Source organism: Sphingobium sp. PNB (assembly GCF_019873065.1).
In the GTDB taxonomy this organism is placed as follows: domain Bacteria; phylum Pseudomonadota; class Alphaproteobacteria; order Sphingomonadales; family Sphingomonadaceae; genus Sphingobium; species Sphingobium fuliginis.
Window position 1 is genome coordinate 20,525 of record NZ_JAINEZ010000034.1, and the last position, 18,671, is coordinate 39,195.

An 18,671-nucleotide genomic window follows, 5' to 3' on the forward strand; every position below is an offset into this window, starting at 1 on the left:
CGTCATAGCAGGTTCGAAGGCAGGGCGACAGGACGGCGCGCCATGCCGTGGGGCGAAGGGGCCGGAACGACCGGCCCCTCCCTCCCGTCAGAAGCGCCAGCCCAGGCTCGCGACGATCTGGTGCCGGTCGGTGTCGATGCCGAATTCGTCGGTCGTCGTGCCGTTGGCGAAGTCGATATGCGCATCCTCATATTTGGAATAGCGATATTCGAGCTTGGCGAAGGTATTGGCGTTGATGGCGCGCTCCACGCCCGCACCGATGCGCCAGCCGTCCAGCTTGAAATTGGTGTCGGTTTCGACATTGGTGTTGCCGGCCAGCACGTCCAGCTTCGTGTTGGTGTAGCCGCCCTTGACATAGACCAGCGTGTTCGGGCTGGCCAATATGCCCGCCCGCGCACCGATATAGAGGTCGCGGCCCTGCTTGACGCGGCCGAAGCCGAACTGGTCGGTGGGGTCCGATCGGCCGCTCTTCGAGGTGGAGTCGGTATATTCGCCCTCGACGCCGACCACCGCGCTGCCAAGGTTCACGTCATAGCCGGCGCCCACGCCGTAGAGCAGGCCGTCGATCGACTGGTCGTCGCGGCCATTGTCATTGTCCACGCTGCTGCCGGCGCCGGTATGGTCGTAGCCCAGTATCGCCTCGACGCGCGGGCCGGTGAAGGTAGGATTGACGTCCTGCGCCAGAGCGGGGCTTGCGACCGCTGCACCGGTCAGGAGGGTTGCGGCCAGGATCTTACGCATATTCGGGTACTCCACTTTATCTTCTCAATCCCCTGTCAGCCGGGGAGACGGTGAAGTCATGGAAGTCCCTGGAGGTTGCATGAACCTGAGATAAACAACTGAATTTGTGTCCTTTATGCCACAAAACCAGCTCGGTTCGCCGCGTAGCTGAGGCGTGCAGGCGGTGAGTTGATCAACATTCCACGACATTGACGGCCAGTCCGCCAAGGCTCGTTTCCTTGTAGCGGCTCGCCATGTCCTCGCCGGTCTGGCGCATGGTTTCTATCACCGCGTCCAGGCTGACGATATGGCGGCCATCGCCCTGGAGCGCGAGATAGGCCGCGTTGATCGCCTTCACGGCGCCCATGGTGTTGCGCTCGATACAGGGGATCTGCACCAGCCCGCCGATGGGATCGCAGGTGAGGCCGAGATTATGCTCCATGCCGATCTCCGCGGCATTTTCGACCTGCTGGTTGGTGCCGCCCAACACGGCGGCAAGACCTGCGGCAGCCATGGAGCAGGCGACGCCCACTTCCCCCTGGCAGCCCATTTCGGCGGCTGAGATGGAGGCGCGCTTCTTGTAGAGGAAGCCCATGGCCGCCGCGGTCAACAGGAAGCGGCGCTCCCCCTCCCGGTCGGCGCCGGGGACGAAGCGGCGATAATAATGCAATACGGCGGGGATGACGCCCGCCGCTCCGTTGGTCGGAGCGGTGACGACGCGCCCGCCGGCGGCATTTTCCTCATTCACCGCCAGCGCGAAGAGGCTGACCCATTCGAAGATCTGCGCCGGGCCGAGGGCATTTTGCTGGAGCACCAGCCGGTTATGGATGGCGCGGGCGCGGCGTCGGACCTTCAGCCCGCCGGGCAGCAACCCCTCTTCCTTCAGGCCGCGATCGATGGACGCGCTCATCGCGTCGATCACGCTGTCGAGGAAGGCTTCGGTTTCCCGCGGCGCGCGCCAGGCCCCCTCGTTGCGCAGGACCAGCGTGGCGATGCTGAGGCCGGTGCTCTCCCCCAGCGCCAGCATTTCCGCGCCGGAGGAGAAGGGATAGGGCTGGACGACATTATGGCCGAGCGGCGCGTCGGCGGCGATCGCCTCCGCGCCCGGCAGGACCGCGCCGCCGCCGACCGAATAATAATCGCGGACCAGCGGCTCCTCCTGCCCGTCGAACCAGGCTGAAAAGCGCATGCCGTTGCTGTGCGCCTCCAGAAACTCTCCCATGCGGAAGAGGAGGTCGGTCGTTTCGTCGAAGGGAACGAAGCGGTCCTCCACGCTGCCCGCACGGATGCGGCGCTCGCTGCGGATGGTGGCGAGGATGCCGGCAATGGCGTCGGGATCGACGCTGTCGGGACGCTGGCCGGAGAGGCCGAGCAGGATCGCCATGTCGGTAGCGTGGCCCCTGCCCGTGAGGGCGAGCGATCCATAGAGTTCGCATTGCACGCGGGCCGGGATGGCGGGCAGCGAGTCCATGAACATCAGCGCGGCGCGCATCGGCCCGACCGTGTGCGAACTGGACGGCCCGATGCCGATGGTGAACAGGTCCATCACGCTGATCGCGGCGGCCGCATCGATGCGGGATTTGGTCACGTTCAATAATCCTTTGAGACACGGACGTTGGCGCTTTCGCGGCCAAGGGTGGAGATGGCGCCGAGCAGCGAGAGCCAGCGCGTGACCTGATATTCGATGCGGGTCGCGGAATAGCCCTGCCCGTCGGTGATCAGTTCCACATAGGTCTTGCGGGTCAGATATTTGCCCGCCGCGATGGAGGTGCCCTGCCCCTGCGTCGGATCGGCGGCGATGATGCGCAGCCGGTCGAGCCCCGCCGCCTTGCGCACGGCGTTGATCGGGTCGAGGCCGCCCTGCCCCTGAAGCGAACCCACGGCCGAGGCGAGTTGCAGCGCCTCGGGCGCGGACAGGTTGGTGATCGACGTGCCGAAGAGGATGCGGGACAGCAGTTCGTCCTGCGGCAGCGCGGGCACGCTGGTGAAGCTGATCACGGGCTTGAGGCCCGTGCCGCCGACATGAATGGTGGCGGTGAGGTCGCTGACATCCGCCTCCGCATCGATGTCGAGCGTTGGGTTGACGGGGGTGCGGCCGTCGAACTGGATCTTGCCTTCCTTGAGGTCGAAGCGGCGGCCGGCGAAGTCATAGGTGCCGCGGACGAGATCGGCGGTGCCCGCAATAGCCGGGCTCGTGACCGTGCCGCCGATGTCCAGATTGGCGCGCCACTCGCTCTCAAGGCCAAGGCCCGTGACGGTCAGGCGGTTGCGGGCGCGCGCCTTGATCGCGAGGTCCCAGGGAATGCTGGTGCGGGGCCGCTCTATCTCGTCGCCGCGACGGTTGATCTCGATCACGCGCAGTTCGGGAATCTGCGCCACGGCGGCGGCGCGCCCCATGGTGAAGCGGCTGCGGTTGAGGATCAGGTCGCCGCCGATGGTGCCGCCCTTGCCGGTGGAGGCGATGGTGATCGGGCCGGTGACGGTGGCGGCGATGTCGTCCCGTTCGAGGAGCGCGGCATTCTCCGCCTGGAGGCGCAGGTCCATGCCGACCCCCGCTATGCCGTTGAAGATGAAGCTGCCCGTCCCGGTGACCGTGCCGCCATTTTGCGCGGCGGCGCTGAAGCCGGTCATGACGAGCTGCGCGCCGGAGAAGCGGCCCCGCGCCTTGACGCCGTGCAGCCGCATGCCCGTGACGGGGCTGTTGATCGCGGCATTGTCCGTCGCGAGAGACCCCGCGATGACGGGGTCGCCCAGCGTGCCGCGCGCGTCGGCGGTGACGCTGACCGGGCCGGATATGTCCACGATCTCCACCCCCGTCAGGCGCCAGAGCGTGTCGGCGGTGCCATTGTAGCGAAGCTGCGCGAACAGGGACGCGCGGTTGAGCCGCTCCACCAGAGTGCCTTCGGTGCCGAGCGGCATGAGCAGCGCCTGCGACCGGCCGATGGTCTGGCCGTTCGCGACGAATATCATGCGGGTGGCCAGACGGTCATGGCTGAGGACCGCGTTGACGCCCGCATCCACGGGACGGGAACTCAGCGACAGGCCGGAGCGGGAAAGGCCGCGCACGCGCAGTTCGGCCTTCCCCGTCGGCATGCCGCCGCGCGTATGCACATAGCTGAGCGAGCCGGTCGCCGTGCCGCCAAGGCCCAGATCGTCATAGGCGATGTCCAGCAGCGAAAGCGGCAGTTTCTGCAGCCGCGCCTCTATGCTGGTGGTCTGGCCGCTGAGTTCGCCGCCAAGCTGGAGCGATCCGCCCGCAAAGCCTATCGATGCGGGGTCCAGGCGCCAGCCGTCCTGGGTGCGGGTGAATATGGCGGGGCGATTGAGCTTGATCGGCCGCTTGTCGATGGTGCCGCCGGCCTGAAGCTGGATGCGGTCGGGCGTGACCTGCGCCTCGCCGCTGAGGTCGAAGAGGCGGCCGCGCTGGCCGGATAGGCTGGCCGTCACCTTGCCGCTGCCGTCGACCAGATCGGCATTGGCCGCAAGGCGGCCGATCTGGATCGCACCGATGCGCAGGCCCCGCGCCTGCGCCGTGGCGCCGATCGTCGTGCCGGAAGGGTCGAGCAGGATCGTGGCATCCAGCCTGCCCCGGCGCACGGCGATGCTGGTCGGGCCGTCGAAACTGGCGTCGGTGGCGGTGAGGGCGAGCTTCAGCTGCTGAACGCCGTTTACAGGGGCAAAGGCGACGGTGCCGGTCACGGGGCCGCTGACGTTCAGCACGCCGTCCAGCCCGCCGGTCACCGGGCGCAGGTCGCCGCTGGCGCTGACGCCCGATGCGGCCACGCGGGCAATGCGGACGATCGCCTGGCCGCCGGGCGGCAGCAGGATCGCGCCGTTGCCGGTGAAGGGACCGAGCGTCGATCCCCCCTCCGCCGTGAAAGCGTAACCCGCCGCATCGGGAACCAGATGGGCGTGCATGTCCGTGACGCCAAGCGCCTTCAGCGGGCTCTGCAGCACGACATCGACGGTCGGACGGTCGATCCTGCCGTCCAGGATCAGGCGCAGCGGACCATAGCTTCCATGCTGGCCATTGCCTTCGAAATGGAACGTGCCGTCGCGGCGGCGATAGCCCTTGGCCGACAGCGTTAGCAGCGGCGCCTCCAGGCGGAGGCCGGTGAACTGAAGCTCCCCGTCCGGTCCGAGCGACAGGCCGCTGCGCAACACCGGCAGGCCGCCGCCCAGCGACCGCAGGAAGCTGTTGTCCAGCCGCCGCATCCGCGCCATCGCATTGCCGCTCAAGGTGAAGGCGCCCCGGGGGCCGGGCACGGCGCGCAGCTTCGACGTCAGGTCGACGACGCCCAGGCCGCGAATGGCCAAGCCGCTGATCTGACCGTCCAGGCCGATGTCGTAACGCCCCGATTTCAGGTCGGCGAGGAAGAGCAGCCTGCCGTGCAGCTTGTCGGACCGCACCGTCATCGGATTGCTGACGACCTGCTGGTTCCTGAGCTGCAACACGCCGTTCAGGTCGAAATTGCGGATGATCCCCTCTACCAGCGGGCCCTGGCCATCGAGGCGCCGGGCGCGCAGATGGACGGGGATCAGCGCCGGGCCGCCCTTCGCCCTGCGTCCCTTGCCGTCGGCGCGGACATCGTGGATCACGGTCTTGCCGAAGGCGAGTTGCCTGGCAGTGAGCAGATATTCATAGCCGAAGCCCGAGAGCGGGCCATCCAGCCGGATGCGCGCCGCAATATCCCGGCCGCCCATCGACTTGAGCAAAGCCTGCGGGCGGGCGAGCTTCACATCGACCAGCAGATTGTCGAGCGCATTGTTGCGCAGGTCGATGGCGCCGTCCGCGCTGAGGTCGATCGCGGCGGAGCGGAGCGACAGCTTGCCGTCGATCACCCGGTCGGCCATCGATCCGCTCGCCTGGATGGCGAGGCGCGGCGCGGAAAGGCGCTGGACAAGGCCCTGTCCCGCCATGGCGGCTCCCTCGACGGTGCCGGCGGCCGTATAGGTGCCGCTGCGGGCCGCCAGCTTCAGGTCTATGGCGGGTTCGCTGTCCAGCGTGCCCGCCAGGCGGCCGTTCCAGCGGGTCCAGCTTCCCTGCCCCTGGATGCGGAGATTGGCGTCCTGCTTCAACCCGGCCATGATTCCAAGGACGCCGCCCCTGGGTGCGTTCACCGTGACGTCGAGGTCGAACTTGTCATCGTCGGGCCGGCTGTCGAGCGCGATGTTGAGCGCATCCTCTCCGTTCAACACCCGGGCGGAAAGATCGATAATGGCGCGGCCGCCGCGAATGTCCGCATCGCCGGAAAGCGTCGCCTGCTGCACCTTGCCCGTGATGCCCCGCTCCATGATGAGGCGCCCGACCGAAAATTGCATCAGCCGGATGTCGAAGCCGGGAAGGATCGGCCCCTCCCGCTCGCTGGGATTGAGCTTGGGCAGCTTGTGCAGCGTCGCCTGCGGAATGACCAGGCGGTCTATATCAAGCCGGTTGGAGAGCCAGGCGAAGGGCCACCAGTCCAGTTCCACGCGCGGGGCGTCAAGGAAGGCGCCCTTGGGATCGGACAGGGTCAGGCCATGGAGAACGGCCTTGCGGTAGATGCTGCCGTCGATCCGGTCGACATGGATGCGCAGGCCCGAAGGCGGGCTGATCTTCGCAATGCGGGAGACGAGGAAGCGATGGCCCGGCACGGTGTCGAGCCAGGCCAGCGCGCCGGCGGCGATCAGCAGCAGCGTGGCGAGAATGCCGGCGACCCAACGCTGCCAGCGGCCGTCCCAGGCGCGGCGGCGGCGCGGCGGCGGCGGCGCGGCGGGCGTCTCCCCGGCCATCAGAAGGCCTGCCCCAGCGAGACATAGACGGCGATCTTCGGATCGCCCGACTGCGGATTGAGCGGCGTGCCGACATCGATGCGGATCGGGCCGAAGCTGCTGTAATAGCGCACGCCCAGCCCCGCGCCGATGCGCAGGTCGCGGAAGCGCGGCAGGAAACTGGTCGAGATGTTGCCGGCGTCGACAAAGGGCACGACGCCGAAATTGCCGAAGCGGATGCGCGATTCCAGCGAGAATTCCGCCAGGCTCTTGCCGCCGACCGGATCGTCGTTCGGGCCGTAGCGCGGGCCGATCGCCTGATAGCCATAGCCGCGCACCGAAGCGCCGCCGCCGGCATAGAAGCGCCGCGAGGGCGCGATCCGGTCGACCGTGGACCCCAATATGGTGCCGAAACGCGCACGGGCCGCGAGCACGATCCGGTCGTTCATCGGCTGATAGACGCTGCCGTCAAGCTGCACGCGGGCATAGCCGAAGGTGCTGTTCTGGAAGGACAGTTCGGGGCTGAGCCGGCCGCCCAGGCGGAACCCCCGGCTGGGGTTCAGCAGGTCGTCGCTGCCGTCATAGGTGAGGCTCAATGGAATGGCGCCGATCAGGAAGGTGCGCCGGCTGCCGTTGCTGAACGCATCCGCTTCGTCCGACGCGATCAGCTCGCCGCCGATGCGCCAGACCCATTTCTTCTGGAACAATATGTTGGTCTGCCGCTCCAGCGCGCCCGACAGGGTTATGGTGCGCGCGTCATAGGCGTCCCGCTTGATGTTGCTGACGGAGAGCAGGCCCGTCAGCACATTGTCGCGACGGCGGAAATTGTTGCGGCGATAGGTGAAGGACGCCGTCTGCTCCTGCGTGCCGATCACCCCGCGCACAGTCACCGCCCCTTCCGGCGGGAAGAAATTGCGGTGCGCCCAGCTCACCTCTGCGCGATAACCCTCCCCGGTGCCATAGCCCAGTTCGCCCGCTATGGTGCGCAGCGGCGCCGGCCGGGCGTCGATGGCCAGGTCGACATGCTCGCCGTCTCCCGCATCCCTGGGGGTCATGGTCAGCGATGAAACGAGCCCGGTGGCGATCAGCGCCTGCCGCAGGTCTTCGACATCGGATGCCATATAGGTGTCGCCGGGACGGAAGCGGGCGATGCGCTGGACATGGCGGGCGCTGAACAGCGCATCATTGGCCATGACGATCCTGCCGAAGGTGCGGTAGGCGCCGGGATTGACGACGATGTCCAGATCGCCCTTGCGCTCCTCATGGTCGATGCGGACTTCCGGTTCCTCGACCTTGCCGAAGGGAAATCCGTTCTCGAGCAGCGCGACGGCCAGGGATTGCTGGCCGGCGAGGATGGCGTCGGCATCGACCGGATCGCCCGCCCTGGGCGGAAAGGCGGACCGTAATTCCGGTTCGCGCTCGCCGGTGCTCTCCAGGCCCTTCAGGTCGACGGACGACAGCAGATAGCGCGCGCCCGGCACGATCCGGAAGGTGACCGCCAGCCTGTCGCTGCCCGCCGCCGGCGGCGTCACGGCGCCGCGAATGCGCGCGGCATAATAGCCCTTGGCGCGCAGCAACCGGTCGAGCAGGTCGCTGTCCTCCTTGATCCGGCGGTTGATCTGGGCGAGATTTGCGGGCTTCCCCTCGCCCTGATGCAGCACCGACAGTTCGTTGAAGCGGGTGGTGAACTGGGCGTCGGCAATCTCCTCCACGCCTGTCATCGCGACGGTGTAGCGGCGCTCCTCACCCGTGTCCGCGCCCGTATCCGCAAAGGTGACGGCCTCCTCAGCCTGTTCCTCGGCCGCTTCGGGCGCGACCGCCTGCTGCGGCACGTCGGAAGACTGGGGCGGCAGTTCGACCATGGGCGTGACGATGTCGGGCTGTCCCATGTCCGGCCAGTCGACGCCGATGTCGGGCATGGGGGCCAGATTGGGATCCAGATCGGGCTGATCGGGAACCGGCTGGGCGCCGGCCTGCGCCGCCGCCTGCGCATGAGCGACAGGCGCGAGCAGAAGCAGCGGCACGAGAAGAGCAGCTTGCGGCAGGCCTGAAATGCGGCGGCAGGTCCGCAAACCGGTATTCATAGCGCTGATCTAGACCAGAAATCGGGCGGATGGCCAGCCCCCAAGATCATGGCGGGACAGGCTGTGCGGGGATTTAGGCTGAAAGGCTGGATGGCGTGGAGATGTGTAACCCCGCTCCTGCCGACCCGCCCCAGCGACCCCCCCCGTCAGAAGGCGGCGTTGAGCCGATCCATCAATGCCCGGGCCGGATTGGGTTCCGCCTGCGCCCGCGGACGCGCCATGCGATCCTGAAGGCGGGCGACCCTTTCGTAAAGGTCCTGGCTTGCCTCTATCAATGCGCGGGCGGCGAAGGGGAAGTTGCCGGCCACCGAAGGATCGGTGGTCGCGGCATGGCCGAGGCGGTATTTCTCGTCCAGCATCTCCGCATCGCTGAGTTCCCCCCGTTGCCAGGCGCGCTGGCTCAGCAACCAGGCGATGATGTGCATGAGGCGCGTCGTGACCTTGAGCGATTCGCAGGCGAAGGCGACGCGGCGAAGCGGATCGTCCGTCTCCGGATCGCCTCCCTCACGCACATCGAAATAGGCGCGCGCTTCATCCGCCATCACCATGGCTTCGACATAGAGACCGTCGACAAGGCGGCGATGCATGCCCTGTTCAAGAGACGCGGCGAGTTTCATGGCCGATATGTGCCATAGAGCGGGCGCCTTGTCAGTCCCGATGCGGGCCCGTTAACCCCGAATTGTGTCATTCGGGATCAGTCAGGACCGCATTGGCCATAATCCGTTCAACCGTTCAGGCGATGATGTCGGGGACGAGCTGATCCTCCAGCAGGGCCATTTCGTCGCGCAGGCGCAATTTCCGCTTCTTGAGGCGCGCGACCTGCATCTGGTCGCCCGAACCGGAATCGACCAGCGCGCTGATGGCGCCGTCCAGGTCGCGATGCTCGATTCGCAACAATTCCAGCCGACGCATGATGTCTTCGCGGCTCACCATACACCTACTTTCGCACCCATTGCCGTCCCATCGCCCCTTGATAGCCCGGCGGGCCGGCACGAACCATCGCAAATTTCAAAGCGGCCCGTCGCAAAGCGCGAATCGCCCGAAGACTCGGCCAGCGAATCGTGATCTACTCGTTCATCCATTGCCCTCGTAAGGAGAATGTCATGGAAAACAGCCACATTTCAGCTCTTTCGGCCAAGCATGCCGGGCTTGAGGCTCGAATCAAGGCGGAGACGAGTCGTCCCATGCCTGACGCGATCCTGGTGGCCTCGCTCAAGAAGCAGAAGCTTCGGCTGAAGGAGGAAATGGAGGCGCAACACTGACAGCGGTGACGCCTGTGTGAAAGGCATGGATCGGCGGTCCCTTGCCGCTGATCCTGCCCTTCCGGGAGAAGCTCCCGGGCCATGCCTTGCGGGGCTTTTTTGTGGGCGGCGGCAATCCGAGCCACCCTGTAATCCGCTTTGGACGCTCAGCGCATGAAGCGGCGCTGGCGCAGATAATCGGGCACCGCAAGCTGTCCTTCCGGCGCGGAAACCCGGCGGCGCGCGAGTTGGGGATCGATCGGCACGTCGAACGCGATGCCGATGCGATCCTCCCGTGACCAGACGACCGAACCATGGACCTGGCCGATGCCGCGCAGGTCGAAGCGAATGCGGATGCCATTGGGCACGGCGCGCTCACAATCGGCCATGAGGCCGGTGGCGGAAAGATTGCGGACGCGGGCGCGGCCGAGCGGAACCCCGTCGGCCGAGCTTAGATTGGTGAGCAGGAAAAGGCTGTCGCGCGGGCCGGAACGCGCCGGACCACGATCACCATCATCCTGATTGCTATCCATCGACAACGCCCTGCAAGATCACTGGAATTTCCCGGCGACCCTGCCATGGCGGCATGGATAAAAGGTTAATCGTCGCGAGAGACTTTTTCCTGCCGCTCGTGCCGTTCCTGCGCTTCGACCGTCATGGTCGCGATCGGGCGGGCTTCCAGGCGGCCCAGCGAAATCGGTTCGCCGGTCACTTCGCAATAGCCATATTCGCCCTCGTCGATGCGGCGGAGCGCGGCGTCAATCTTGGAGATGAGCTTGCGCTGGCGGTCGCGGGTGCGCAGTTCGATCGACCAGTCGGTCTCGCTCGATGCGCGATCGTTGAGGTCGGGTTCGCGGAGCGGTTCGTTCTGCAGGACGGCCAATGTCCCTTCCGCTTCGGCCAGAATCTGCTTCTTCCAGTCCCACAGGCGCTGCCGGAAATATTCCAACTGAAGCGGGTTCATGAACTCTTCGTCTGCGGAAGGACGATAGTCGGGTGGGAGTGTTACAGCCGATTTCGGCGGATTTTGGCCGTCTTTATCGGAATTCAGGACCGATGCCATCTGGCTCTCCGACTCGCGGGACCCCCGATGCTGAAAGTGCCGGGGTATCCGTGACTTGTGGTTGACGGCGCCTAATAGCCAGCGCCAAGGCCTGAGACAAGCGGGCAATCGGTCGTCCGGCGCGCCGGCCGCGCATTGCGGCGCGCTTATCCCCAGAAAATTCGCGATTCCCGGCCATCGGCAGATCATAAAAGAAAATAGACCAGCCGTATCGCCCAAGCGGCCGGCCGCCGTATCACAATGGGACGTTAACCATATGAGTTCATAATTTGTTAGTTTTTTCCTCGACTTGACCCCGATATTCAGAGTTAACGCCATTGAAGTTAACGCTTTGTTTTGCGTTGTTAGCAATAGGGAACGGCCCCGCATCCGTTACTGCGCAACGCGGTGACGAGATCGTCAGGCCGAAGACAAACAAGAGTGGAACCTATGTCGGTACGGATGGCATTGGCTAAATTATGCGCTTGCGCCGCCGGCGGCGCGATCATCGGCGGCGGCGCCGTCCATGTCGCGGAAAGCGCGCGTCCGGCAGGGGTTCAGAGCACGAAGAGCGTCAAGGCGGCGCCCCGCAAGCATTATGCGGTGCGCAAGGTGCAGCGCGTGGTGAAGACGGTTTCCTGCGCCCCGCAGACGGTGACGGTGACCACCCAGGCGGCGCCCATCCCCCTGCCGGCGCCGGTCGCGGCCGCGGAAATGCCGGTCATGTCCGGCGGTGGCGGCGGCGCGCCGGTGGTGCTGGCGGGTGGCCCCGGCTTTGGCGGCGGCGGGTTTTTCGGCGGCTTCTTCGGCGGCAGCAGCGGCGGTTCGGGCGGATCGGTGGTGATCTCCTCCACCAGCAGCTCGACCGGCGGCATCACCAGTTCCACCAGTTCGACCACGGGCGGCGTGTCCACCTCGACCGGCGGCGTTTCGACGTCCACGGGCGGGGTTTCCACCTCATCCGGTAATGTGTCGACCTCTTCGGGCAACGTCTCGACCTCCAGCGGCAATGTGACCAGCAGCTCCTCGACGTCGAGCTCCACGTCCAGCTCCTCTTCGACCAGTTCCTCGACCAGCAGCTCGACGTCGTCTTCGTCCTCGACGTCCTCTTCATCCAGTTCGTCGGGCGGCGACCATCATCATCCGCCGCCGCCGACCGACGTGCCGGCGCCGCCGATGGTGCTGCTGTTCGGGGCGGGCGCGGCGGCCCTGCTGGCGCGCAAGCGTTTCGCGCGCGCCAAGGCGGGCGCCGAGGGTTAACCGCGGGGCGACCCGGCCGGCGCATCCGGGGGGAGCGCCGGCCGGGTCGGGTTTCAACTCGTCGCGATGATCCGCTCGATTTCCGGCACCGGGTGGTTCGACAGGTCCTTGGCGATCTCACCCACTAGCCGGCTCTGCACTTCCTTGTGATAATGTTTGCGCATTTCGCCCAGAGCGGCGGGCGGCGCGACGACGATCAGCTTTTCGAAATCATTGGCGAGCGCGCGGCGCTTCAGCAATTCTGCCGCTTCCGCGGCGAAGCGCGCTTCCTCCAGATCGTGGAAATTGGTCTGCTCGACGGAGCCGCGATGGCTCGCGACCGAATTGGGCCCACGTCCCGTGCCGTCGGAGGCCTGCTCACGATCGGGGGGATTATCCTGCTCCTTCACCTCTTCCGTTTCCAGATTGGGAAAGGCCGGGCTGCCCTTGTTGCGAAAGAACAGCATCTTGCGCCCATCGGCCACCAGCACCATCGCGTCATGGTCTATCTGCATCGTCCCGTTCCTCTTTTCTCAACGCCTGATTTTACCACCAACGGACGGCGGTGTGCAGGGTTGCGCGGCTGGTCGCAGAACGGCATAGGGCTGACCCATGCACGACATTCGTTTCATTCGCGAAAATCCCGCCGCTTTCGACGCGGGGCTGGCCCGGCGCGGGCTTGAACCGCTGAGCGCGGAGTTGCTGGCGCTGGACGAACGGAGCCGCGCGATCAAGACCGCGCTGCAACAGGGTCAGGCGCGCCGCAATGAGGCGAGCAAGGCCATCGGCCAGGCGATGGCGCAGAAGGACATGGCGACGGCCGACGCGCTGAAGACCGAAGTCGCGGCGCTCAAGGAGAGTCTGCCCGCCCTGGAGGCGGAGGATCGCGAGATTGCCGAAGCGTTGGCGGCGCGGCTGGCGGCGATCCCCAACCTGCCGGCGGACGACGTGCCGACGGGGGAGGACGAGGTCCAGAATGTCGAGGTGGCACGGTGGGGCGAACCGCGGAGCTTCCCCTTCACGCCGCAGGATCATGCCGATTTTGGCCCGGCGCTGGGGCTGGATTTCGAAGGCGGCGCGGCGCTTTCCGGGGCGCGCTTTACCGCGCTGCGCGGGCAGATGGCGCGGCTGCACCGCGCGCTGGCGCAGTTCATGCTGGACCGCCAGTCGGGCGAAAACGGCTATGAGGAGGTCAACCCGCCGCTGCTGGTGAAGGATGAGGCCCTGTTCGGCACGGGACAGTTGCCGAAATTCGCGGAGGACCTGTTCAGGACCACCGATGGGCGCTGGCTGATTCCCACGGCGGAGGTTTCCCTCACCAATCTGGTGCGCGAACAGATCGTGGCGGTGGAAAGCCTGCCGCTGCGGCTGACGGCGCTGACACCTTGTTTCCGGTCGGAAGCCGGATCGGCCGGGCGCGACACGCGCGGCTTCATCCGCCAGCACCAGTTCGAGAAGGTCGAACTGGTGGCGATCTGCAGGCCCGAGGAATCCGAGGCCGAGCATGAGCGCATGTGCGCCGCGGCTGAGGGGGTTTTGCAGGCGCTTGGCCTGCCCTATCGGAAGGTGCTGCTGTGCACCGGCGACATGGGCTTTGGCGCCCGCAAGACATGGGATCTGGAAGTCTGGCTGCCTAGCCAGCAGACCTATCGCGAGATCAGTTCCGTCTCCAATTGCGGCGATTTCCAGGCGCGGCGGATGAACGCTCGCTACAAGCCGGAGGGGGAGAAGCAGACGCGCTTCCTCCATACGCTGAACGGGTCGGGACTGGCCGTGGGACGGACGCTGGTGGCGGTTCTGGAAAATTACCAGCAGGAGGACGGCAGCGTGATCGTGCCGGAAGTGCTGGCCCCCTATATGGGCGGGCTGACGCGGTTGCGGCCCCGGTAGGCTGCCGGCCCCCAAGCGAAGGGATTCCAGATATATGCGCATCCTGCTCACCAATGACGACGGGGTCCATGCGCCGGGCCTGACCGTGCTGGAGGAGATCGCCCGGACGCTGTCGGACGACATCTGGATCGTCGCGCCGAGCGAGGAGCAGTCCGGCGCCGGCCACAGCCTGACGCTGACGCGGCCGTTGCGCGTCCGGCAGCATGGCGAGAAGCATTTCAGCGTGTCGGGAACGCCGACCGACGCGGTGATGATGGCGGTCGGCCATCTCATGAAGGATGCGAAGCCCGATCTGGTGCTGTCAGGCGTCAATCGCGGCGCCAACCTGGCGGAGGACGTGACCTATTCGGGCACGGTATCGGCCGCGATGGAGGGCGCGATCTCGGGCATCAGATCGATCGCGCTCAGCCAGGTCTATGTGCGGGAGGGGATGGGCGACGCCGTGCCCTTCGCGGCGGCGCGGGCCTGGGGCGAGCGGGTGCTGCGCCCGCTGATCGCCATGCCGGCCAGCCCCCGGCTGCTGTTCAACGTGAACTTCCCGGCCGTCGAACCCGAAGCCGTAAAGGGCATCCGCGTGGTGCGGCAGGGCTTTCACGATGTGGACCGGACGAAGATCATCCATGGCACCGATCCGCGCGGCTATGATTATTACTGGTTCGGCCTGGGCAAGAGCGACTCCGTGCCGGAAGGCAGCGATCTGGCCGCCATTGCCGAAGGCTATGTGACGGTGACGCCGCTGCATTACGACCTGACGCAGGACAGTGCGATCGCGGCGACGGCGCAGGCCTTCGGAGAGCAGGTCCGCTGACGGCATGTTCCTGCCCAGGCGGGGATATGGTTTTGCAGCCGACCGGAACGGAATCTGGCCATGGCGGGGCCAGCGCGTTAAAGACATGGCGATGTCGCGCGCATTCCTTCTTCCTGCCTTCACCATTCCCACGATGCCTCCCATCCGCATCATCGAAGAAAAGATCCGATGAGGATCGTTCCGGTAAGGCCGCCGTCCAGCGCGGCGGGCTTTCTGCGGCGGCGGTCTTCGCTGCCGATCTGGGCCGACCTCACCTGGCGGGTGGGGCTGGTGTTCGGCCTGATCGGGCTGGTGTTGCTGATCCACTGGGTCGGCCGGGATGGATTGAAGGACAATCTCGACGGCAGGATCAGCTTCGTCGACGTGCTCTATTTCACCACCGTCACCGTGACGACGGTCGGCTATGGCGACATCGTGCCGGTCAGCCCGGAAGCCCGGCTGTTCGAAGCATTGCTGGTGACGCCGATCCGCCTGTTCGTCTGGCTGATCTTCCTCGGCACGGCCTATAATCTCTTTTTTCGCAACATCCTCTACAGGTGGCGCATGGCTCGCATTCAGGCCGATCTGCACAATCATATCGTCGTGACCGGCTTCGGCACCAGCGGGGCCGAGGCGGTGCGCGAGCTACTGGCGCGGGGCGTCGACCCGCGCGAGATCGTGGTGGTCGACCCGGTCGAGAAGGCGCTGGCCGAGGCCGAAGCGCTGGGCTGCAACATATTGTGCGGCGATTCGACGCGGGACCGGACGTTGAACGACGTCGCGATCCACCGGGCGCGGACGCTGATCGTGTCGGCGGGGCGGGACGACACCTCGATCCTCATCACCCTGACGGCGCGGCATCTGGCCCCTCGCCTGCCCATCAGCATCGTCGTGCGCAACGAGGATAACGAACTGCCCGCGCGGCAGGCGGGCGCGACCACCGTGATCAACCCGGTCAGCTTCGCCGGGCTGCTGCTGGCGGGCAGCACCAGCGGCCAGCATATTGCCGACTATATGTCGGACCTTGCCGCTTCGGGCGGTCAGGTGAAGCTGAACGAGCGCTTCGTTCTGCCGGAGGAGATCGGGCAACCGCTTTCCGCCATCGCCACTGGTCTGGGGGTACGCATCTACCGCGACGGGCGGGCCATCGGCTTCTGGGAAGAGGGCGCGGCCCGGCTCCAGACCGGCGACCTGATCATAGAAATCGTGCAGGGGGCGGCCGCCGGGGAAGCCCGGTCCCTGCCCTGATTTCCTGCCCCCGTGACATTGCGCGCAAAAATCCCTATGTGCGCGCCGATCATGGCAACCAAAATTCCCGAAGCGCCGAAGGTCGGCATGGTGTCGCTGGGCTGTCCCAAGGCGCTGGTCGACAGCGAGCGCATCCTGACCAAGCTGCGTTCCGACGGCTATCAGATGTCCGCCGACTATGCCGGCGCCGACGTCGTGCTGGTCAACACCTGCGGATTCCTCGATTCGGCCAAGGAAGAATCGCTGGAAGCCATTGGAGAGGCGATTGCGGAGAATGGCCGGGTCATCGTCACCGGCTGCATGGGCAATGAAGCGGAACTGATCCGTCAGAAATTCCCGCAGGTGCTGGCCGTCACCGGCGCGCATCAATATGAGGCGGTGGTCAATGCGGTGCATGAGGCGTCGCCGCCCATCCCCAACGCCTTCGTCGATCTGGTGCCGGAGGGTGGGCTCAAGCTGACCCCGCGCCACTATAGCTATCTGAAGATTTCGGAGGGCTGCAACCATCGCTGCTCCTTCTGCATCATCCCCTCGCTGCGCGGCGATCTGGTCAGCCGGCGCATAGACGCCGTGCTGCGCGAGGCGGAAAAGCTGGTGCATGCCGGAACCCGGGAACTGCTGATCATCAGCCAGGACACCTCCGCTTACGGGGTCGACACCCGGCATGAGGCGCGCCAGTGGAAGGGGCGCGAGGTTCGCGCGCACATGACCGATCTGGCGCGCGAACTGGGGCAGCTTCGCACCGCCGATGGCACGCCGCCCTGGGTCCGTCTGCACTATGTCTATCCCTATCCCCATGTGGATCAGGTGATCCCGCTGATGGCCGATGGGCTGCTGACCCCCTATCTCGACATTCCCTTCCAGCATGCCGCGCCTTCTGTCCTCAAGGCCATGAAGCGCCCGGCGAACGAAGCGAAGGTGCTGGACCGCATCCGCAAATGGCGGGACATCTGCCCGGACATCGCGATCCGTTCCTCCTTCGTCGTCGGCTTTCCCGGCGAGACGGAGGCGGATTTCGACTATCTTCTCCAGTGGCTGGACGAGGCGCAGCTCGACCGCGTGGGAGCCTTCCGCTTCGAACCCGTGGAGGGCGCGGCGGCCAACGACCTGCCCGGCGCCGTGCCGGAAGAGGTCAAGGAAGAACGCTATCAGCGGATCATGGAGAAGACCGCCGCCATTTCCGCCGCACGGTTACAGGCGAAGGTCGGCCGCGTGCTGCCCGTCATCATCGACGAGGTGGGCGAAGCGGACGAGGACGGCTCCATCGGCGCGACCGCGCGCAGCCAGGCCGACGCACCGGAAATCGACGGCAATGTCTTCCTGCGCGACGTGGGCGAAGGCTTGCAGCCGGGCAGCATCCTGAACGTGCTGATCGAGGATGCCGACGAGCATGACCTTTACGGAGTGCCGTCGGTTTAGGGCACCATGTTCCTGCGAGGGCAGGAACCCAGTTCCGACGTCAGAACGGAACGCCCGCCTTCGCAGGGGCACGGCGCATTGTGGGGGGGGCAGCGTCATTCTGCCGCCGCAAAGGCGTCCTGATATTCCGTCCTGATCGCCTTGCGCATGGCCCCGTCCACAGGCAGCGCGATCTCATAGCTTCCCTCCGCATAGGGCCCGGCGCTGTAGGGACCGATGACCACGGTGACGCCGTCGATCAGCTTGCCGTCCTTCGACGTCGGCACCAGCACCTGCTGCATCGGATCGATGCATTTGGTGAAGTCGTCGTCATCGCTCCGCTTCACCGGCTCGCCGCGCTTTTCGGCGCGAGCCTTGTCCAGTGCGTCGCAGAAGCGGTCATGGATGGCGGCCGCGAAGGCGGCAGGCGAAGTCATCAACGCCGTGACCGCCGTCTCCCGCTTGCGCGCCTTGTCCCACAGCAATGCGTCATAGCCGGTCATGCCATGCGCCCCGCCGGTATAGACATAGCTTTCCGATTGGAGCGCAAGGAAGCGTGGCGTATCGGCGGCGACCGTCCAATGGACGTCAAGCGCATGGGCGCGGAAGGGATAGCCGGACGCGCTGGCGGCCTTCTGGTCTTCGCGCGCCATTTTCAACGCATCCGCCTTGCCGACCTTCAGCGCGTTGCCGAACTTCTCCGCCAGGGCGGGTATCTGCGCGGCCTGGGCAGGGTAGCCATAGGCGAATTCGAGCAGATCGGTCTTCTCCTTCTGCTCGAAGGGTTGGGCGGGCGGCGGCGGTTCCGGCTGGCCGGACATGCGGTTCGCGAAATTGCTGGCCGCGACATCGTTGCCCGGCAAAGCCGCTTCGCCCGCATTCCGGGCATCTTTCGACGGCGAACAGGCGCAAAGCAGCAGGACCGCCCCCAGGGGCAGTCCCGCCAGTTCCCTCCCCTTGATCCGGCGCATCAATGGGCCTTGGCTGCCGCCATGCACCGTTCGCTGATCGCCTTGCGCGCATAGCTGCTCTGGAGCGCCGCGCCGGCATTGGGCCAGCCTTCCGCGATCAATGCCTGCTCCACCGCATGCGCGCCGTCGAAACGCCCGCTTTCCGCCAGCGCATAGGCACGGGCGCGCAGGGCCTGAAGGCGGCCATCGTCGCTGTGCATCATCATGTCTCTCCTTCTTTTAACTTCGTTCAATCTATGCCTGCGCTCCGCCCGACGCAAATGATAGCGCGGTCGAAGGAGGCGCGCGGACGACGAAAGA

The 18,671-nt window shown here is 66.1% G+C and carries 17 protein-coding genes; 6 read left to right on the forward strand and 11 right to left on the reverse strand.

Annotated features, from left to right (window positions below; genetic code table 11):
- Positions 1 to 87: 87 nt before the first annotated feature.
- The 6 genes from K7W03_RS13160 to K7W03_RS13185 form a co-directional block, all read right to left on the reverse strand.
- A complete protein-coding gene (locus K7W03_RS13160) occupies positions 88 to 741 on the reverse strand; it encodes an outer membrane protein (protein ID WP_025548890.1) in 654 nt (217 codons plus the stop codon).
- A gap of 172 nt (positions 742 to 913) precedes the next feature.
- Positions 914 to 2,308: an L-serine ammonia-lyase gene (locus tag K7W03_RS13165; protein ID WP_319024315.1), complete on the reverse strand. Its 1,395-nt coding sequence runs from the start codon at positions 2,306 to 2,308 to the stop codon at positions 914 to 916.
- Between the two features lie 2 nt (positions 2,309 to 2,310).
- Complete coding sequence (locus K7W03_RS13170) at positions 2,311 to 6,492, reverse strand: translocation/assembly module TamB domain-containing protein (protein ID WP_222886519.1); 4,182 nt, start codon at positions 6,490 to 6,492, stop codon at positions 2,311 to 2,313.
- Positions 6,492 to 8,555 carry an autotransporter assembly complex protein TamA gene (locus K7W03_RS13175; RefSeq protein ID WP_222886520.1) on the reverse strand — a complete coding sequence of 688 codons (2,064 nt, stop codon included), beginning with the start codon at positions 8,553 to 8,555 and terminating at the stop codon, positions 6,492 to 6,494. The genes K7W03_RS13170 and K7W03_RS13175 overlap by 1 nt, the downstream gene beginning before the upstream one ends.
- A 146-nt stretch (positions 8,556 to 8,701) precedes the next feature.
- Positions 8,702 to 9,172 (reverse strand): DUF1465 family protein, encoded by a 471-nt coding sequence (locus tag K7W03_RS13180; RefSeq protein ID WP_222886521.1) that lies wholly within the window; start codon positions 9,170 to 9,172, stop codon positions 8,702 to 8,704.
- A gap of 115 nt (positions 9,173 to 9,287) precedes the next feature.
- Positions 9,288 to 9,467 carry a YdcH family protein gene (locus tag K7W03_RS13185; RefSeq protein WP_222886533.1) on the reverse strand — a complete coding sequence of 60 codons (180 nt, stop codon included), beginning with the start codon at positions 9,465 to 9,467 and terminating at the stop codon, positions 9,288 to 9,290.
- 191 nt (positions 9,468 to 9,658) lie between these two features.
- On the opposite strand from K7W03_RS13185, the gene K7W03_RS13190 reads away from it, so the two are divergent.
- A complete protein-coding gene (locus tag K7W03_RS13190) occupies positions 9,659 to 9,817 on the forward strand; it encodes a YdcH family protein (RefSeq protein ID WP_007684009.1) in 159 nt (52 codons plus the stop codon).
- Between the two features lie 146 nt (positions 9,818 to 9,963).
- Here K7W03_RS13190 and K7W03_RS13195 read toward each other — a convergent pair whose 3' ends face one another.
- Both K7W03_RS13195 and dksA read right to left on the reverse strand, forming a co-directional pair.
- Entirely contained in the window at positions 9,964 to 10,329 is a 366-nt protein-coding gene (locus K7W03_RS13195) for a PilZ domain-containing protein (protein WP_025548880.1), read from the reverse strand.
- Between the two features lie 65 nt (positions 10,330 to 10,394).
- Complete coding sequence (gene dksA / locus K7W03_RS13200; protein ID WP_025160963.1) at positions 10,395 to 10,859, reverse strand: RNA polymerase-binding protein DksA; 465 nt, start codon at positions 10,857 to 10,859, stop codon at positions 10,395 to 10,397.
- 429 nt (positions 10,860 to 11,288) lie between these two features.
- Here dksA and K7W03_RS13205 point away from each other — a divergent pair, with 429 nt between their 5' ends.
- Entirely contained in the window at positions 11,289 to 12,098 is an 810-nt protein-coding gene (locus K7W03_RS13205) for a PEP-CTERM sorting domain-containing protein (RefSeq protein WP_222886522.1), read from the forward strand.
- A gap of 53 nt (positions 12,099 to 12,151) precedes the next feature.
- Here the strand turns inward: K7W03_RS13205 and K7W03_RS13210 are convergent, their stop codons facing one another.
- The gene (locus K7W03_RS13210) at positions 12,152 to 12,592 is read right to left on the reverse strand and encodes a host attachment family protein (protein WP_025548877.1); all 441 of its coding nucleotides are present in this window, start codon (positions 12,590 to 12,592) and stop codon (positions 12,152 to 12,154) included.
- A 97-nt stretch (positions 12,593 to 12,689) separates the two neighbouring features.
- Here K7W03_RS13210 and serS point away from each other — a divergent pair, with 97 nt between their 5' ends.
- The 4 genes from serS (at position 12,690) to rimO (ending at position 17,421) form a co-directional block, all read left to right on the forward strand.
- Complete coding sequence (gene serS / locus K7W03_RS13215) at positions 12,690 to 13,967, forward strand: serine--tRNA ligase (RefSeq protein WP_222886523.1); 1,278 nt, start codon at positions 12,690 to 12,692, stop codon at positions 13,965 to 13,967.
- Between the two features lie 34 nt (positions 13,968 to 14,001).
- Positions 14,002 to 14,775, forward strand: coding sequence for a 5'/3'-nucleotidase SurE (gene surE, locus K7W03_RS13220; protein ID WP_222886524.1), 774 nt, complete (start codon positions 14,002 to 14,004; stop codon positions 14,773 to 14,775).
- A gap of 168 nt (positions 14,776 to 14,943) precedes the next feature.
- Positions 14,944 to 16,002 carry a potassium channel family protein gene (locus K7W03_RS13225; protein ID WP_222886525.1) on the forward strand — a complete coding sequence of 353 codons (1,059 nt, stop codon included), beginning with the start codon at positions 14,944 to 14,946 and terminating at the stop codon, positions 16,000 to 16,002.
- A 36-nt stretch (positions 16,003 to 16,038) separates the two neighbouring features.
- Entirely contained in the window at positions 16,039 to 17,421 is a 1,383-nt protein-coding gene (gene rimO / locus K7W03_RS13230) for a 30S ribosomal protein S12 methylthiotransferase RimO (RefSeq protein ID WP_170825621.1), read from the forward strand.
- Positions 17,422 to 17,516: 95 nt separating this feature from the next.
- On the opposite strand, the gene K7W03_RS13235 is transcribed toward rimO, so the two are convergent.
- Together K7W03_RS13235 and K7W03_RS13240 are read right to left on the reverse strand one after the other, a co-directional pair.
- Entirely contained in the window at positions 17,517 to 18,371 is an 855-nt protein-coding gene (locus tag K7W03_RS13235) for a PdaC/SigV domain-containing protein (RefSeq protein WP_222886526.1), read from the reverse strand.
- The gene (locus K7W03_RS13240; RefSeq protein WP_007684028.1) at positions 18,371 to 18,574 is read right to left on the reverse strand and encodes a hypothetical protein; all 204 of its coding nucleotides are present in this window, start codon (positions 18,572 to 18,574) and stop codon (positions 18,371 to 18,373) included. The genes K7W03_RS13235 and K7W03_RS13240 overlap by 1 nt, the downstream gene beginning before the upstream one ends.
- Positions 18,575 to 18,671: the final 97 nt, after the last annotated feature.